This window comes from Flavobacterium columnare NBRC 100251 = ATCC 23463 (assembly GCF_002530675.1).
GTDB classification, from domain to species: domain Bacteria; phylum Bacteroidota; class Bacteroidia; order Flavobacteriales; family Flavobacteriaceae; genus Flavobacterium; species Flavobacterium columnare.
Genome location: NZ_PCMX01000029.1, coordinates 958 through 19,872, shown reverse-complemented (window position 1 = coordinate 19,872; position 18,915 = coordinate 958). Strand labels below are relative to the sequence as shown.

At 33.0% G+C, this 18,915-nt stretch carries 9 protein-coding genes; 8 read left to right on the top strand and 1 reads right to left on the bottom strand.

The window, feature by feature from the left end; genetic code table 11:
• Window positions 1-194 precede the first annotated feature (194 nt).
• From rpoB to B0A78_RS04950, 4 genes are all read left to right on the top strand, one after another.
• Window positions 195-4,007: a DNA-directed RNA polymerase subunit beta gene (rpoB, locus tag B0A78_RS04965; protein ID WP_014166160.1), complete on the top strand. Its 3,813-nt coding sequence runs from the start codon at window positions 195-197 to the stop codon at window positions 4,005-4,007.
• Window positions 4,008-4,083: 76 nt separating this feature from the next.
• Window positions 4,084-8,388, top strand: a complete 4,305-nt coding sequence (gene rpoC, locus B0A78_RS04960) for a DNA-directed RNA polymerase subunit beta' (RefSeq protein ID WP_041253501.1) — start codon at window positions 4,084-4,086, stop codon at window positions 8,386-8,388.
• A 72-nt stretch (window positions 8,389-8,460) separates the two neighbouring features.
• Window positions 8,461-8,727 (top strand): hypothetical protein, encoded by a 267-nt coding sequence (locus B0A78_RS04955; protein ID WP_097609433.1) that lies wholly within the window; start codon window positions 8,461-8,463, stop codon window positions 8,725-8,727.
• Between the two features lie 223 nt (window positions 8,728-8,950).
• Window positions 8,951-9,265, top strand: a complete 315-nt coding sequence (locus B0A78_RS04950; RefSeq protein ID WP_014166157.1) for a DUF3467 domain-containing protein — start codon at window positions 8,951-8,953, stop codon at window positions 9,263-9,265.
• Window positions 9,266-9,768: 503 nt separating this feature from the next.
• Here the strand turns inward: B0A78_RS04950 and B0A78_RS04945 are convergent.
• Complete coding sequence (locus tag B0A78_RS04945) at window positions 9,769-11,358, bottom strand: peptide chain release factor 3 (RefSeq protein ID WP_014166156.1); 1,590 nt, start codon at window positions 11,356-11,358, stop codon at window positions 9,769-9,771.
• Window positions 11,359-11,481: 123 nt separating this feature from the next.
• Here B0A78_RS04945 and B0A78_RS04940 point away from each other — a divergent pair, with 123 nt between their 5' ends.
• From B0A78_RS04940 to B0A78_RS04925, 4 genes are all read left to right on the top strand, one after another.
• A complete protein-coding gene (locus tag B0A78_RS04940; RefSeq protein WP_077225848.1) occupies window positions 11,482-13,176 on the top strand; it encodes a sensor histidine kinase in 1,695 nt (564 codons plus the stop codon).
• The gene (locus tag B0A78_RS04935) at window positions 13,176-13,787 is read left to right on the top strand and encodes a response regulator transcription factor (RefSeq protein ID WP_014166154.1); all 612 of its coding nucleotides are present in this window, start codon (window positions 13,176-13,178) and stop codon (window positions 13,785-13,787) included. Before B0A78_RS04940 ends, B0A78_RS04935 begins: the two co-directional genes overlap by 1 nt.
• A gap of 540 nt (window positions 13,788-14,327) precedes the next feature.
• Window positions 14,328-16,157, top strand: a complete 1,830-nt coding sequence (locus B0A78_RS04930; protein WP_075348550.1) for a T9SS type A sorting domain-containing protein — start codon at window positions 14,328-14,330, stop codon at window positions 16,155-16,157.
• A 797-nt stretch (window positions 16,158-16,954) separates the two neighbouring features.
• Window positions 16,955-18,915 (top strand): SdrD B-like domain-containing protein (locus B0A78_RS04925; protein WP_123907265.1); only part of this gene is annotated, 1,961 nt, incomplete at its 3' end.

Below are 18,915 nucleotides of genomic sequence, written 5' to 3'. Positions count from 1 at the left end.
CGTATAGTAATGTTATTCTTTTCTAGAATGGCTTCCTAGCGAATTTTAACTTAACACGAAGAAAGAAACTAAAGTTTATCAATACACTTGTTTTCAAAAGATGTGTGAGTTATAAATAAAAAAGTATTGATTGTTTTAAATGTTAATCACTAACATAAAAATTACTTTTTTTTTAATCATAATTTTGTCCATAGATGATATTAAATCAGACTGAAAGATTGAATTTTGCCTCGACAAAAAACATTCCGAACTATCCCGATTTCTTGGATGTTCAAGTGAAGTCGTTCAAGGATTTCTTTCAATTAGAAACGAAATCTGATGAAAGAGGCAACGAGGGGTTGTACAACACCTTTATGGAAAACTTTCCAATCACTGATACGCGTAATCAGTTCGTATTAGAGTTCTTAGATTATTTTGTTGATCCTCCTCGTTATACAATTGAAGAATGTATAGACAGAGGTCTTACATACAGTGTGCCACTTAAAGCACGTCTGAAATTATACTGTACTGATCCAGAACACGAAGATTTTGAAACCATCGTTCAGGATGTGTATTTAGGTACTATTCCTTATATGACTCCGAGCGGTACTTTTGTTATTAATGGTGCTGAGCGCGTAGTTGTATCGCAATTACACCGTTCGCCAGGTGTATTCTTTGGTCAGTCTTTCCATGCCAATGGTACAAAATTATACTCTGCTAGAGTAATTCCTTTCAAAGGTTCTTGGATTGAATTTGCTACCGATATCAACAGTGTGATGTACGCTTATATCGATAGAAAGAAAAAATTACCTGTAACTACATTATTCCGAGCTATTGGTTTTGAGCGCGATAAAGATATCTTAGAAATTTTTGACTTAGCGGAGGAAATTAAAGTATCTAAATCAGGTTTAAAGAAATATATCGGTCGTCGTTTAGCTGCGCGTGTTTTAAATACATGGCATGAAGACTTCGTAGATGAGGATACAGGTGAGGTAGTATCTATCGAGCGTAATGAAATTATCTTAGATCGTGATACGCTTTTAGATAAAGACAATGTAGAAGAAATTGTTGATGCTAATGTTAAGTCAATTTTATTACATAAAGAAGATTTAAATACAGCTGATTATTCAATCATTCACAATACTTTACAAAAAGACCCTACCAACTCTGAAAAAGAAGCAGTAGAACACATTTACCGTCAATTGCGTAATGCTGAACCACCTGATGAAGAAACAGCTCGTGGAATTATCGAGAAATTATTCTTCTCTGATCAGCGTTACAACTTAGGGGATGTAGGTCGTTACAGAATGAATAAAAAATTAGGTCTTGATATTCCTATGGATAAGCAGGTGCTTACTAAAGAGGATATCATTACTATCGTTAAATATTTAATCGAGTTAATTAACTCTAAAGCTGAGATTGATGATATTGATCACTTATCAAACCGTCGTGTTCGTACAGTAGGGGAACAACTATCTGCTCAGTTTGGTGTTGGTTTAGCTCGTATGGCTCGTACTATTCGTGAGCGTATGAACGTTCGTGATAACGAGGTGTTTACACCAATTGATTTGATCAACGCGAAGACTTTGTCTTCTGTAATCAACTCATTCTTCGGTACGAACCAGTTATCTCAGTTTATGGACCAAACCAATCCATTAGCAGAGATTACACACAAACGTCGTTTATCCGCTTTAGGTCCTGGAGGTTTATCTAGAGAGCGTGCTGGTTTCGAAGTTCGTGACGTTCACTATACGCATTACGGTCGTTTATGTCCGATTGAAACTCCAGAGGGACCAAACATTGGTCTTATCTCTTCATTAGGGGTATATGCTAAAGTTAACGGAATGGGATTCATCGAAACTCCATACCGTAAAGTAACGAATGGTCAAGTAGATTTAGTCTCAGATCCTATTTACTTAAGTGCAGAAGAAGAAGAAGGTAAGTTAATTGCTCAAGCTAACATCGAAATGGATGATACAGGAGTAATTACTACTGATAAAGTAATTGTTCGTGAAGAAGGGGACTTCCCTGTAGTTGATCCTTCTGCGGTTCATTATACAGACGTTGCTCCTAATCAAATTGCTTCTATTTCAGCTTCATTAATTCCTTTCTTAGAACACGATGATGCAAACCGTGCCTTGATGGGGTCAAATATGATGCGTCAGGCGGTACCTTTATTACGTCCCGAATCTCCTATCGTGGGAACAGGTTTAGAACGTCAAGTAGCGTCTGATTCAAGAGTGTTAATTAATGCAGAAGGAAATGGAGTAGTAGAGTATGTAGATGCTGATAAGATTACTATCAAATACGAAAGAACAGATACTGAAAGAGCAGTAAGTTTTGATTCAGATGAAAAAACGTATCAGTTAATAAAATTCCGTAAAACGAATCAAAGTACTACTATCAACTTAAAACCAATTGTTAGAAAAGGAGATAAAGTTGTTAAAGGACAGGTACTTTGTGAAGGATATGCAACGCAAAATGGGGAGTTAGCTCTTGGTAGAAACTTACAAGTAGCTTTCATGCCTTGGAAAGGGTACAACTTCGAGGATGCGATTGTGATTTCTGAAAAAGTGGTTCGTGATGATATCTTCACATCTATTCATATTGACGACTATTCATTAGAAGTTCGTGATACAAAATTAGGTAATGAAGAGTTAACAAACGATATACCTAACGTTTCTGAAGAGGCTACAAAAGACTTAGATGAAAACGGTATGATTAGAATTGGTGCCGAGGTAAAACCAGGTGATATTCTAATAGGAAAAATTACACCAAAAGGGGAATCTGATCCTACTCCAGAAGAAAAGCTATTAAGAGCAATTTTCGGTGATAAAGCAGGAGATGTAAAAGATGCTTCATTAAAAGCTTCTCCATCTTTACATGGTGTTGTTTTAGATAAAAAATTATTTGCAAGAGTTGTAAAAGACAAGCGCAAGCGCTCTCAAGAAAAAGATGAGTTAGCGGCTCTTGAAATGGAATACGAAACAAAATTTGTTGAACTAAAGGATCGTTTAATTGATAAATTATTCTTGATTGTTGATGGTAAAACCTCTCAAGGGGTAATGAACGATTTAGGTGAAGAAGTATTGCCAAAAGGTAAGAAATACACCAAAAAAATGTTACAAGCTGTTGAGGATTTTGCTCACTTAACAAAAGGGCAATGGGTTGCTGATGACGAAACAAATGAAATGGTTAATGACTTAATTCACAATTATAAGATTAAGTTAAATGACTTACAAGGGGCGTTACGTCGTGAAAAATTTACGATTACTGTTGGGGACGAATTACCATCAGGGATCTTAAAGTTAGCAAAAGTTTATATTGCTAAAAAACGTAAACTTAAAGTAGGTGATAAGATGGCAGGTCGTCACGGTAACAAAGGTATCGTGGCACGTATCGTTCGTCAAGAGGATATGCCATTCCTAGAAGATGGAACACCAGTAGATATCGTATTGAATCCACTAGGGGTACCTTCTCGTATGAACATTGGTCAGATTTATGAAACCGTTTTAGGTTGGGCAGGTAAAAAATTAGGTAGAAAATATGCTACTCCAATTTTTGACGGTGCTTCTCTTGATGAGATCAACGCCTTAACAGATGAGGCTGGAGTGCCAAGATTTGGTCATACCTACCTATATGATGGTGGTACAGGAGAACGTTTCCATCAGCCAGCTACTGTAGGTGTTATCTATATGTTGAAATTAGGACACATGGTTGACGATAAGATGCACGCTCGTTCTATTGGTCCTTATTCATTAATTACGCAACAACCATTAGGAGGTAAAGCTCAGTTTGGGGGTCAGCGTTTTGGAGAGATGGAGGTTTGGGCACTTGAAGCGTATGGAGCATCAAGTACTTTACGAGAAATCTTGACTGTTAAGTCAGATGACGTGATAGGTAGAGCTAAAACTTACGAAGCAATCGTTAAGGGTGAAACTATGCCTGAGCCAGGATTACCAGAATCATTCAATGTATTAATGCACGAATTAAAAGGTCTTGGTTTAGACATCCGTTTAGAAGAATAAGATTAGTTGATGGTTGATGGTTGAAAGTTTTTTTCAGCCAGCAACTAACAACCAACAACTTAAAAATTCAAAAAAGATGACAACAAATAGAAATAAAGATAAAAATACCATCAAACGTTTCAATCAGATCTCGATTGGTTTGGCTTCTCCTGAATCTATTTTAGCGGAATCACGTGGTGAGGTATTAAAACCAGAAACTATCAATTATCGTACGCACAAACCAGAACGTGACGGACTATTCTGTGAACGTATCTTTGGTCCTGTAAAAGACTATGAGTGTGCTTGCGGTAAATATAAAAGAATCCGTTACAAAGGAATCGTTTGCGACCGTTGTGGGGTTGAAGTTACTGAAAAGAAAGTACGTCGTGACCGTGTAGGACACATCAATTTAGTGGTGCCTATCGCTCATATATGGTATTTCCGTTCATTACCAAACAAAATCGGTTATATTTTAGGATTACCATCTAAGAAATTAGATATGATTATCTATTATGAGCGTTATGTAGTAATTCAACCTGGTATTGCTAAAAATGCAGATGGTGAGCCATTACAAGCAATGGATTTCTTAACAGAAGAAGAATACTTAAATATTTTAGATTCTCTTCCGTTAGAAAATTTATATTTAGATGAAAGTGATCCTAATAAATTCATCGCTAAAATGGGGGCTGAGTGTATTATGGATTTATTGGCTCGTGTTGATTTAGATTCATTATCATATCAGTTACGTCATGCAGCTAACAATGAAACATCTAAACAAAGAAAAACAGAAGCGTTAAAACGACTTCAAGTGGTTGAGTCTTTCCGTGAGGCTAATTTAAATCGTGAGAACCTTCCTGAATGGATGATTCTTAAAGTGATTCCAGTGATCCCACCTGAATTACGTCCGTTAGTACCACTAGATGGGGGGCGTTTCGCAACGTCTGACTTGAATGACTTATACCGTCGTGTAATTATCCGTAACAATCGTTTGAAACGATTAATGGAAATCAAAGCACCCGAAGTGATCTTACGTAATGAAAAACGTATGTTACAAGAAGCGGTTGATTCGTTATTCGATAATACAAGAAAAGCTTCTGCAGTTAAAACAGAATCAAACAGACCATTAAAATCATTATCTGACTCGTTAAAAGGTAAACAAGGACGTTTCCGTCAAAACTTACTGGGTAAACGTGTTGACTATTCAGCTCGTTCCGTAATTGTTGTTGGACCTGAGTTAAAAATGTATGAGTGTGGTTTGCCAAAAGATATGGCTGCTGAGCTTTACAAGCCTTTCGTAATTCGTAAATTGATCGAAAGAGGTATTGTAAAAACAGTGAAATCGGCGAAGAAAATCATCGATAAAAAAGAGCCTGTAGTATGGGATATTTTAGAAAATGTAATCAAAGGGCATCCCGTATTGCTTAACCGTGCTCCTACGCTTCACAGACTAGGTATTCAGGCGTTTCAGCCTAAGTTAATTGAAGGGAAAGCAATTCAGTTACACCCGTTGACATGTACAGCATTTAACGCCGATTTCGACGGTGACCAGATGGCGGTTCACCTACCATTAGGACCTGAAGCAATTCTTGAAGCACAACTATTGATGTTAGCGTCACATAACATCTTGAACCCTGCTAATGGTGCACCTATAACAGTACCATCTCAGGACATGGTTCTTGGTTTGTATTATATGACTAAAGAGCGTTTATCTACTCCTGAATTAACAATAAAAGGAGAGGGCTTAACTTTCTATTCTGCTGAAGAAGTACATATAGCTTTAAATGAAGGTAGATTAGAATTAAATGCTCGTATCAAAGTGAGAGCTAAAGACTTCAATGAAAATGGAGAATTAGTATATAAAATTATTCAAACTACTGCGGGTAGAGTATTATTCAACGAAGTAGTACCTGAAGAAGCTGGTTATATCAATGAAGTATTAACTAAAAAATCACTTCGTGATATTATTGGAAAAATTCTAGCAGTTACGAATGTACCTACAACAGCAGCCTTCTTAGATAATATGAAGGATATGGGGTATGGATTTGCATTCAAAGGAGGATTGTCATTCTCTTTAGGGGATATTAAAATTCCAGATCAAAAACAATCATTAATTGCAGAGGCTAGGGAGCAAGTAGAGGTTATCTCTATGAACTATAACATGGGTCTTATCACAAATAATGAGCGTTACAATCAGGTGATTGATATTTGGACTTCAGCAAATGCTCAATTAACGGAGGCGGCTATGAAAAATATCCGTGAGGACCAACAAGGTTTCAACTCGGTATACATGATGCTTGATTCTGGAGCCCGTGGTTCAAAAGAACAGATTCGTCAGTTAACAGGTATGCGTGGTTTGATGGCTAAGCCGAAAAAATCAACCGCTGGTGGTGGTGAAATTATCGAGAACCCGATCTTATCGAACTTTAAAGAAGGTCTTTCAATCTTAGAATACTTCATCTCTACGCACGGTGCTCGTAAAGGGCTTGCGGATACGGCGTTAAAAACGGCGGATGCGGGGTACTTAACGCGTCGTTTACATGATGTTGCTCAAGATGTAATCGTAAATCAAGTAGATTGTGGTACATTAAGAGGAGTTGAAGTAACTGCTTTAAAGAAAAATGAAGATATAGTAGAAAGTCTAGGGGAACGTATCTTAGGACGTGTTGCGTTACAAGATGTAGTAAATCCTTTAACTTCTGAAGTTTTAGTAGCTGCTGGTGAGGAAATCACAGAAGCAATTGTTAGAGAAATTGAAGCTTCTCCAATTGAAGCAGTAGAAGTACGTTCTCCTTTAACTTGTGAAGCAACGAAAGGAATTTGTGCTAAATGTTACGGTCGTAACTTAGCTACAGGTAAAATGACTCAAAAAGGTGAAGCAGTAGGTGTAATTGCAGCACAGTCAATTGGTGAGCCAGGTACACAGTTAACACTTCGTACGTTCCACGTTGGAGGGGTTGCTGGAGGTATTTCAGAAGAATCTAGCATTATTGCTAAATTCCCTGGACGTTTAGAAATCGAAGATTTAAAAACAGTTAAAGGGGAAGATGCAGATGGAGAAGAAGTAGATATCGTAATTTCTCGTTCTACTGAGTTAAAATTAGTAGATGAAAACACAGGTATTTTACTAAGTACTCACAATATTCCTTATGGTTCGAGCATCTTTGTAAAAGATGGTCAAATAGTAGATAAAGGAAATATAATTTGTAAATGGGATCCATATAACGGAGTAATCATCTCGGAATTTACAGGTAAAGTAGGTTACGAAGATTTAGAACAAGGGCAATCTTATTTAGTTGAAATTGATGAACAAACAGGTTTCCAAGAAAAAGTAATTTCTGAAGCAAGAAATAAGAAATTAATTCCAACTTTACATATTTATGGAAAAGATGGCGAGCTAATTCGTTCTTATAACTTACCAGTAGGAGCTCACTTAATGGTTGAAGATGGAGAAAAAATTAAGTCAGGTAAAGTATTAGTAAAAATCCCACGTCGTTCGTCTAAAGCAGGCGATATTACAGGAGGTTTACCAAGAATTACGGAGTTATTAGAAGCTCGTAACCCTTCCAACCCAGCAGTGGTGTCTGAAATTGATGGTGTGGTATCATTCGGTAAGATTAAAAGAGGGAACCGTGAAATCGTAATCGAATCTAAGTTTGGTGAAATAAAGAAATATTTAGTAAAACTTTCTAATCAAATCTTAGTACAAGAAAACGACTTTGTAAGAGCGGGTATGCCATTATCTGATGGAGCAATTACACCAGACGATATTCTAAGAATTAAAGGACCATCAGCTGTGCAACAGTATTTGGTAAATGAAATTCAAGAAGTTTATCGTTTACAAGGGGTAAAAATCAACGATAAACACTTTGAGGTTGTTATCCGTCAAATGATGCGTAAAGTACAAGTAAATGATCCAGGAGATACTTTGTTTTTAGAGGAACAATTAATTCATACAAAAGATTTTATCGAAGAGAATGATAAATTATATGGTATGAAAGTAGTGGAAGATGCAGGTGATTCAGTTAATTTAAAACCGGGTCAAATTGTTACTCCAAGAGAGTTACGTGATGAAAACTCATTGTTAAAACGTGAAGATAAAGATTTAGTTGTAGCTCGTGATGTAATTACAGCAACGGCTACACCAATTCTTCAAGGTATTACAAGAGCTTCGTTACAAACTAAATCATTTATTTCAGCAGCTTCATTCCAAGAAACAACAAAAGTATTAAATGAAGCAGCCGTAGCTGGAAAAATTGATACTTTAGAAGGTCTTAAAGAGAATGTAATTGTAGGTCATAGAATCCCAGCCGGTACAGGTATGAGAGATTATGATAATACAATTGTTGGTTCTAGAGAAGAATATGATGAATTAATGATTACCAAAGAAGAATATAATTTCTAATATTTTAGAAATAAAATTAAAGCTGTCCAAACGGGCAGCTTTTTGCATTTAATCTATAAACGTACAAATAGAATGAAACAAAATAAAAATATAACTTCTGAAATAGAAAGGCAAATTGAAAATGGTTTTTCAGAAAAAGGGATTATTCAAAATTTAATTTCCATGGGGTATTCTAAATCTGAAATTGATGAAGCATTAAAGGGAATAAATATTCCTGAGCCAATTTATCAAAGAGGTTCTTCTGAGGATAATTATGGAGGAATCAGTACAAGACAAATGGTTGCAATAGTAGCAATACTTATTGTTTTTAGAATAATAAGAATTATTTCTAGATTCTAATGAATCCAAATTAAGAGAAACAGGTATTGGAAATAGATGAAATATTTTTTTTAGTATTGTATTTATGAGAAACAACTATAAAATGATTAATAGGTTTTAAAGAAGAATGTAATTTCTAATAATTAGAGTATTCTACAAAATATAAATCCGAACCTTGTGAACTCTTGGATTTTTTTACTATTATTGTTCTAATAATACTACGTAACATTTAAATAAAAATATAATGAGTAATCTTAATCAAGAGCAAGAGGGACAGATAAATATAGAATTAGATGAGACAATTGCTGAAGGAACTTATTCTAACCTAGCCATAATCAATCATTCTGATACCGAGTTTGTAGTCGATTTTATTAATATTATGCCAGGTATGCCAAAAGCAAAAGTAAAGTCAAGAATTGTATTAACTCCTGAACATGCTAAGCGTCTAGCACAAGCTCTAATCGAAAATATTCACAGATTTGAAAAAGCACATGGAGATATTAAGGAGGGAGAGCATCCTCAGATTCCTTTGAATTTTGGTCCAACAGGGAAGGCGTAATGATAATAATTTATATTTGAGATAAAAGATCCGATTTTAAAAAGAGGCTGTCCTAAAAAAAATTTGGAGGCAGATTCAGAAGTAAGCCGAATATAGGTAGTATATAAGGGTTATATGGTAGTTTTTTGATAATTAAATGGTAGTAAATGGTAGTTTTTGTACATTTTATTTCGGGTATAAAAAAAGACTTCATTTGTTGTTAAGCCTTGTGTTTATTGGGGTTTTCGATTTTTTTATATTTAATGTATTTGTATATTTTAATTGTTTGCCCCTAACAGGCAATTGGTACTGAAATTCGCTTAAACGTTGTATTTTTGCCATAGCATTTAAAGAAAAACCCCGTTTTTGACTCTTTTTGAGTTTTTTCGGGGTTTGGTTCTTCTAAAATAAGACTTATTTTATTGATAAGCAAGTGTTTATGTTGTTATGAATGTGCCTTAGTAGACACAATTCTCAGAAAAAGAGTTCCTATTTTAGGATAGTCTTATTCTATATTGGTTTTTCTATTCAAATTCTGACGTAAAATGTAATTTAACACTTGGGTATTTTTGTTGAGTCATTTGAATTGAAAAATCTGAATCCGCTAAGAAAACCATTTGACCATATTTATCTTTTGCTAAGAATTTTTGCTTAATACGCTTAAATTCTGCAAATTCTTCGTTTTTAGGATCATCTGGTTGAATCCAACAGGCTTTAAAAACAGGAAAGTTTTCATAGGTACATTTAGCTCCGTATTCGTGCTCTAATCTATATTGTATGACCTCATACTGAAGAGCTCCTACAGTACCAATTACTTTTCTTCCATTCATTTCAAGTGTAAATAACTGTGCAACCCCCTCATCCATTAATTGGTCAATTCCTTTTTCTAATTGTTTTGCTTTTAAGGGATCAGCGTTGTTTATATAACGAAAATGAAGAGGAGAAAAGCTAGGAATTCCTTTGAAATTCATTTGTTCGCCCTCTGTAAGAGTATCACCAATCTTAAAATTGCCCGTATCATGCAAGCCTACGATATCCCCAGGATATGATATGTCAACAATTTCTTTTTTCTCAGCAAAAAAAGCATTTGGACTAGAAAATTTTAAGTTTTTACCATGACGAACATGTAAATAAGGTTTGTTGCGTTCAAATGTTCCTGAAACAATTTTGATGAATGCCAAACGATCTCTGTGTTTCGGATCCATATTAGCATGTATTTTAAAAACGAATCCTGAAAACTTATTTTCGTCTGGTTTAACTTCTCGAGTATCAGAATGTTTAGGTCTGGGAGAAGGGGCAATTTCAATAAAACAATCGAGGAGTTCGCGAACACCAAAATTATTTAATGCAGAACCAAAGAACACAGGTTGTAAATGGCCTTTTAAGTAGGCTTCACGATCAAAAGAAGGGTATACTTCTTCAATAAGCTCTAATTCTTCTCTTAATTTAAGAGCGGCCTTTTCGCCTATTATCTTTTCTAATTCGGGATTGTTAACATTTTCAAAAGCAATTGTTTCTTCAATGTTTTTTCGGCTATCGCCTTCAAATAAATTAATGTTCTTTTCCCAAATATTATAAATTCCTTGAAAATCATATCCCATGCCAATAGGAAAGCTGAGAGGTGTAACATGAAGACCTAATTTTTTTTCTACTTCATCCATTAAGTCAAAAGCATCCTTCCCTTCACGGTCTAATTTATTAATAAAAACGATCATAGGAATGTTGCGCATACGACAAACCTCTACCAGTTTTTCAGTTTGCTCCTCAACCCCTTTTGCTACGTCTACTACAACGATAACACTATCAACGGCTGTTAAAGTTCTAAATGTATCTTCTGCAAAATCTTTGTGACCAGGTGTGTCAAGAATGTTGATTTTTTTGTTTTTATAATTAAAGGCTAGAACCGAAGTAGCCACGGAAATACCTCTTTGACGTTCAATTTCCATAAAGTCAGAAGTAGCTCCTTTTTTTATTTTATTACTTTTTACAGCTCCCGCTTCTTGAATAGCTCCTCCAAAAAGTAAGAGTTTTTCAGTTAAAGTGGTCTTCCCAGCATCGGGGTGCGATATAATTCCAAAAGTTCTTCGGCGTTGTATTTCAGTGTTGAAACTCATTGTTAAAAGAAAAAATTAAGTATTTTTGCGTTAAATAAATGTAAAAAACTTGCTTTTCTAAAAAAGGTAAATCGTAAATTTTTGTTAAAAAAGCCTGTAAGTCTGCAAAATTAATAAATAAACATGAATAAGCTTCAAAATAAATCTTACTTAAGCCTTATTGTAATACTTTTATTGCAAATACTCTTTTTCTATCTGGTGTTTTTAGAATATAAAGGAGAAAAACAATTATTAGTAATTACACAACAAGATAAAGTTGATAGAGAATTTAAAGATAAAGCACAAAAGCTTTCTGATTTGATTGAAGGAACTCAATCGTATTTTAATAAATATATACTTTTTAGAGAATTACCAGATCTTAAAAAATATAATGAAAGCCTTGTTTTAATGGCTAAACATTTGAATGATCTTATTACAGATCAAAATCAAAGTATAAAACTAAAGGATAAGATAAGAAAGAATGTGACTCTTAATGAAAATTTAATAAATTTAAAGCAAAAAACAGATTCGATAATTAATGACCGATCAACAATTTCTCAACAACTTAACTTAGACGAGTTTTTGAAACCAAGTAATTATAAATTTGAAGATGTCTTAAATAGTGTTGAATTTGAAACGGATAAAAAAGTAGACAGTGTAAAGAAAAAAGGCTTATTTTCAAGATTAGGAAGTGCTTTAAAGGGACAAAATGATGTACAGAAAGAACAAATTAATAGCATACTTCGTCTTAAGTTTGGGAAAAAAGTAGTTTCAGGAGATATAAAACAGCAGTTTAAAAATGTTTTATTAGAGTCACAGAAACATTATAATAAACAATTTGGAGCTATTAGTAGAAGTTTAACGAATATTAAAAAAGGAGAAAAAAACTTAGTTCAAAAAAATCAAGCACTAGTTTCTGCTTACCGTCAGATAAATGATAAATTGAAGCTAATGATAGATGATGTATTAGATGATAATTCAGTAAAAATAGATGAACAAGCTAAAGTAAATAAAAAAGTACGATTCTATTTAATTATAACTGTTATGGTTCTAATAGTACTGATGTTGTTTGTATTATTGAAATATATAACAGACGTATTTAGAGTTAAAAGAAAATTATCAGAAGCAAAAGATCAAATAACAAAAGATTTATTTTTGAAAAATCGTATTATTTCAACATTAACCCATGAAATAAAAACCCCTGTTAGTATTATTAATTTATATGGGGCGTTTATGGGGAATAAAAATAAAGATATCGAATTGCAAGAATTTTTTGACACGGTAGTCTATACTTCTAATACATTAACACATATATCGAATCAAGCATTAGAATTAGTGAAAAATAATGAAGGAGAAACCAAGTTGAAATTGGAACCCGTTAATATGTCAGAAGAAACCACAGCAATTGTTAATTCATTAAAGATTTTTGCTTCTTCAAAAAATATTGATTTAATATTTAAAAATGAATTGCCTGCTAGTTGTATTGTACAATACGATAAAGCTAAGTTCTACCAATTGGTATATAATATAGTTGGTAATGCAGTAAAGTTTGCAAAATCAAAAATAGAAATTATAGCTAAATTGGAAAAAAACGAAGACATACAATCTTTTTCTTTTACAGTGAAAGATGATGGAATAGGGATTTCGAAAGAAGATAAAGAAAAAATATTCGATTTAGAGTATCAGAGTAAAAATAATAAGTCTGTTGATGCTTTAAGTCTCGGATTGGGATTGTATTTGTGTAAAAATATCATAAAAGCAAGTAATGGCACAATTTCTGTTGAAAGCGAATTAAATAAAGGAAGCCAAATTAAGTTTAATCTGAATTTTAATAAATAATGAATATAAAAGGAGAAAAGAAAGTTTTGATTGCAGATGATCATGCAGTAGTATGTCGTGGGATAGAAGTATTGGTGAGACCTGCATTTGAAAAAGCAACATTTTCTTATGCTAATTCAATTCAACAGGTTTTAGAAGCAATAGAACAAAATCAGTATGATGTATTGTTGTTAGATGTAAACTACGCAGATGCTAATTTAACTCAAAAAATTTCTGAAATCAGAGCAAAGTCAGCTCAAGCAAAGATTGTTGTTTTTACAAGTGGATTATCGTTCAAAGAATTTAATATCTTAAAGAAAGAAGTAAATGCTATTCTAACCAAACAGTCAGAAGCATCTGCTTTTATACATACACTCGAAACGGTTTTTAATACAGGAGGCTTTGTAAGTTCACCCTTAAATGAAGAAAAGGTAAAAAGACTTGAAACACTTACGGAAAGAGAACTCGATATATTAGAATGTATGTTAAGTGGCATGGGAAATAAAGAAATGGTTTATCATTTAGATATAAAAGAATCGACCATATCAACTTTACGTAAAAGAATTCTAGGTAAATTGGATTTAACTAATAACGTTGAATTGTTGAATTATTTTACAGAAAATATTTTGTAAAATAGTTTTAGGGTGTTAATCATTCAATTTAAAAGATTATTTTAGGATAAAAACCTATGCTTTAATTTATTTAGGGTAAATTAGATTTTATTTATGGTAAAACGAGTATATATTAGTTTTTTTTATAGATAGTGTTGTCTATGGTTTTACTGAGGGATTGTAAGAAAATAAATAAATTTAGTAAATGAAAAATCCAGTTTAAGTTGATTTTAATTTTGTTTTATTTCCAATAGAATATATTCTGTATAGATTTTTTTATGTAGAAAATTTTCTAGTAAAAAAGAAAAGAAAAAAATAAAAAAAGAATTACTTTTACAATGTAATTTGTTTAAAAAGAATCACATGAAGCTTTTTGTAGACCTTAAAAACGCCCCTCCAGTTCCTTTTAATGCGACTCCTCCTTTAGGTCTGAGTGTTGGGTGTAGTAAAAGTGTCCTTAGTATTATGGCATTTTTTTTATAGTTGTATCATTCCTATAGAAAAAAATAGGATGATATTTAGATTAGATGCTTTGGGTTATAGTGCTTAAATATGTATGTTATGAGAAAAAAAACTATTTTTCTTTTTTATTTTTTATTTTTTTTATCTAGTAAAAACTATTCGCAATTATATGTAGGAGGAGATCCTAATAAATATTTCTTTGTACAAGACGTACTTGTAACAGTTCAAGGAAATGTAAATTTAGCTAGTTCTGAAGGAAATTTCTTTTTGAGAAAGGAAGGACAACTGATGCAAACATCTTCAGGAACTTCTACTAATGTAGGTTTGGGTAATCTTTCTGTTTTTCAAGAAGGAACGGTAAATAATTTTCAATACAACTATTGGTGTTCTCCTGTAGGTGAACCTAGTTCAACAACAGGTAATTCTAAATTTGGAATTAGTAGATTAAAGTTGCCTCTTACTTCGTTAGGAAAGTCAGATGTCGTTATAACTTCAGGACTCGATGGTGTTTCAACAAACGGAGGTTTGACAATTGCTAAAAGATGGATACATACCTATCAAGAGTCTAGTGTATATAGTGGATGGGTATTCAAAGGAGATGCTATTGATATAAAAGCAGGAGAAGGCTTTTCAATGAAAGGTACAATGGGAACCGATAATATGATTCCTATGACAGGGCTAACTCAGAATAATTCAGGAAGTAATCAGCGTTATGATTTTAGAGGAAAACCGAATTCTGGTGATATAAAAGTGCCAATAGCAGACGGAAAACTAACTTTAACAGGTAATCCATATCCTAGCGCAATAGATTTAAACTTATTTCTTAATGATCCTGCGAACGTTCCTTTTTCAGATGGAACCGCGTTGTTTTGGGAACACGATAAAACAGTAAATTCACATTATTTAGGTGAGTACAGGGGAGGATATGGGGTGTATAACGCAACTACAAGTGTTTATACTCCTGCTGTTTTTTATACCTATGATTCTGCGGGTAATAAAGGGGCTATTTACAGTTCCCCTGGGCATGATTATAAAAGGCGTTTTTCACCTATTGGTCAGGGATTTATGGTTCGAGGAAAGGCTAATGGTGAGTTAACTATAAAAAATTCCCACCGTGTATTTGTAAAGGAAAATGTGGTAAATACAACTTCACAATTTGAAAGAAATACCAACAATAAAAATATCAATTCCTTTTATCCTCCAATTCCTAATGTTGCAGGAGTTGATTATACAAAAGAAAGAGTGGCTAATCCAAACATTAAGTTAAAAGTTTCGTTTTGCGAAGGAGTTGCTACTAAAGAATTAGCATTGGTATTAATGAACGGATGTGAGGTAGGCGTTGATAGAGGCGATTCAAAATCACCTTCAATATACAGCAAAGATATAAATTTAACAATTAATCAAGAATCCTTCATTCATGATTGTAGACCATTTAATGAAAATACAAAATATTCTTTAAAATGTGTATCTGATCAAGACTGTGTTTTTAGAATTCAAAAAGCATCAGAAGAAGGAATGGAGAATTCTAAAATATACTTACACAATATAAAAGAGGATCAGTACTATGATTTAAACGGGGATCCCGTTGGGTTTTTTGTAAAAAAAGGGGAAGATTACGAAACTTATGAAATTGTATTTGATAAAAAATCAGAAGTTTTAAATACGGATGAAATAAAGTTGGCTCAAGATTTAATTGTCTATTATAACAAAGAACAAAGATCTATTATTATAGACAATAAACAAGAACACGATTTGCAAGAGGTATGTTTGTTAGACCTCACAGGAAAAAGTATTAAATGTGCCTCTTTACAATCTAATGAAAAATCCAAATATACATTAGCGGTTGATCATATTCAAACTCAAACATATATTGTCAAAATTCAAGATAAACTCAAAAGGATAGTATCTAAAAAAATAATTATTAATTAAGTACTTATAGAAAAAATGAGAAAAGGATTATAAAAACAGTTTCTCATTTTTTGATTTATATGTGTAAGGAGATAGAACTGTTTTTTTTATTCGTATTTATTTCATTAAAAAATTAGACCTTAATACATAATAAATGTATTCCTATCAGGGACTGTAAAGTACAATCAAAAAGAGAACTAACTTATTCAAGTGTTATTGTCTTTTAAAAATAGTCTAAATAAGAGTTTTTTTTGCCCCTAATTTAATAGTTGATGAGAAAATGTTCTAATCTTCGTTCTATTGCTCTTTGTGTAGTGTTTATCAATTAAGGCTTCTTTAAAGTTAGATAAAATCAATATAAAGGATATTAATCAGAAAGTATAATAATTTTAATAACTTCTTAGTATACAGTAAAAAACTTGTTGTATCTTAACTAAGAACCGCTTTAGTGTATAATAATTAAAAAATAGATGATATGATATAAAGAAATAAAATTCGAGTAATTATTTTACAATTCATTTCTAAAAATGAATTATTTTACTAAAAAATGGGGTCATAAATTTGAAGTAATAATCTTATGATTTTATTGATAAGATGTTCGATGATATTAATTTTTTAGTTGATTATGGGTATTATAGGTTGTATTTAACCTTATAAAGAAGGTAAAAGTTTTATTGAAGATCAATATACTTTTAGTTATGTCTTTTTAATCTTAATAATGAGTTTGTTTTAAAACATTAAAGAGATAATATTTTAAATAATATAATATGTGAAAAACATATTTTTAAAACCTTATTCTAAAATTTAAAATTTAATATATGGTCGAAAAAATACCAAAAACATTTAGAATTAAGTTTAGAGGCTTAATTTTTCTAATTTGTCTTACCACATTATTCTTTTTACCTGTTCAAAAGTCATATTCGCAATGTGGAACTGGTTTTCAACAAGGAGGCTTTTTGATGAATGTAAGCAATAATATTTATTCTGTTAATATTAGAACAGGTAAGTCTACTTTTATAACTACTAGTCCTTTTGTAAGTGGAGTAGGATTGGCAGGTATGAATTCTTTTGCTACTGATGCGGCAAATAGAGTAATGTATTATACCGATACTAATAATAATGTATCTAATGCTGCTTTGTATGCTTACAATATAGCTACTAATACGCATGTTGTAGTATCTCCAAATGTCACAGCCCAAGGGATAACATTAGGAACAGCAGGTGTAGGTTCTGGAGGAGCCGCTTTTGATGGAGGGTTTTTATATTTGGCGATAGAACAATCCCTTACAGGGACGGCTAATGCTGATACAGTAATTTATAGATGTACGATGTCAGCTGATGGTTTGACATTAGTTAATGCTATACCTGTAATCCAGATTGACGAAGCGGATTCTATGGGAGATTTTGCTGTTATAGGAAATCTAATAGTTAGAACTTCTAGTGGTCAAGTTTTTGAGTATACAATACCAACAACTTACGTCTTCGGTACCAATACAGCAGCTTCTACTACAGTATCAGGAAGTAATACTTATATATCTCAAATAGCTCAAGATCATCTGAATAATTTATGGCTAGTTGGAGATAGAGTTAGACAATATGATCCAGCTACTCATACTATCTCAGGAACAGAAGTAAATACTACATCTGATGGGATTTCTGATATAGGATCTCCATTTGATGCAGGTGGATGTGTTGCTGCAGATGCTGTTATAGGAGATAGAGTTTACAGAGATTATAATAATAATGGTGTTTTTGATGGTGTAGACGTAGGAATAGCAGGAGTAACAATTAATATTCATGATGATATAAATAAGAATGGAGTTGTTGATGGAACAGATCTTTTATTAACGACTGTTACTACTGGAGTAGGGGGTTTTTATACTGTAAATGGTTTGCTTCCAGGTGATTATATTATAAGAGTAACTGATACAGGAAATGTTATCGGAGGAAGTGCTATCTCAACTACAGGAGGTAATATACAAACAGAAGCATTGTTTATATCAGAGTCAAATTTAACACATGATTTTGGATATTTTACCCCTAATTCAAATTTAGGGATAACAAAAACAGTAAGTAATGCTACACCAAATGTAGGTAGTAATGTAACTTTTACACTAACAGTGACTAATGCAGGACCAAGTACTGCAACGGGAGTTACCGTAAATGATTTACTTCCATCGGGATATACTTTTGTTGGTAGTTTACCTTCTGTAGGAACGTATAATTCAAGTACGGGAGTTTGGACTATTGGTACATTAGCAAATGGAGCTATAGAAACATTAAATATTGTAGCAACGGTTAAAGCTACGGGGAGTTATGCAAATACAGCTACTGTGACAGGAACTGAAGTAGACCCTTCATTAGGTAATAACTCCTCAACGAGTATACCTATTCCTAAAAATGTAATAGATGCAGTAAATGATCCATTGGTTACAGTTGTAAGTCTAAATACACCGGTTGTTGTTCCAGTAAACGTAACAGCTAATGATAAGATAAATGGAGTAGCAGTAACCCCAGTTAATACCAATGTAACTCCTGTTACAAATGGTTCATTAAGTGTAGATGCAAATGGAAACATAACAGTAGCGGCAAACACCCCATCAGGAGTTTATAATGTTACATATCAATTATGTGAAGCAGATTTAGTTACGGGCTTAAATATAACTCCAGCAAACTGCGATACTGCAACTGCCATAGTAGAAGTTAAAAACGACTTAATAGCTAAGAATGATAATTTAGGTACGATTGCTACCTCAGCCACAGCAACTACTGCCGCAGG

Bases quoted from the DNA above. Each gene is read 5' to 3' on its own strand.
- B0A78_RS04940 (WP_077225848.1), top strand. From the start codon at position 11,482: ATGAATAAGCTTCAAAATAAATCTTACTTAAGCCTTATTGTAATACTT.
- B0A78_RS04930 (WP_075348550.1), top strand. From the start codon at position 14,328: ATGAGAAAAAAAACTATTTTTCTTTTTTATTTTTTATTTTTTTTATCT.
- B0A78_RS04945 (WP_014166156.1), bottom strand. From the start codon at position 11,358: ATGAGTTTCAACACTGAAATACAACGCCGAAGAACTTTTGGAATTATA.
- B0A78_RS04950 (WP_014166157.1), top strand. From the start codon at position 8,951: ATGAGTAATCTTAATCAAGAGCAAGAGGGACAGATAAATATAGAATTA.
- B0A78_RS04955 (WP_097609433.1), top strand. From the start codon at position 8,461: ATGAAACAAAATAAAAATATAACTTCTGAAATAGAAAGGCAAATTGAA.
- B0A78_RS04935 (WP_014166154.1), top strand. From the start codon at position 13,176: ATGAATATAAAAGGAGAAAAGAAAGTTTTGATTGCAGATGATCATGCA.
- rpoB (WP_014166160.1), top strand. From the start codon at position 195: ATGATATTAAATCAGACTGAAAGATTGAATTTTGCCTCGACAAAAAAC.
- rpoC (WP_041253501.1), top strand. From the start codon at position 4,084: ATGACAACAAATAGAAATAAAGATAAAAATACCATCAAACGTTTCAAT.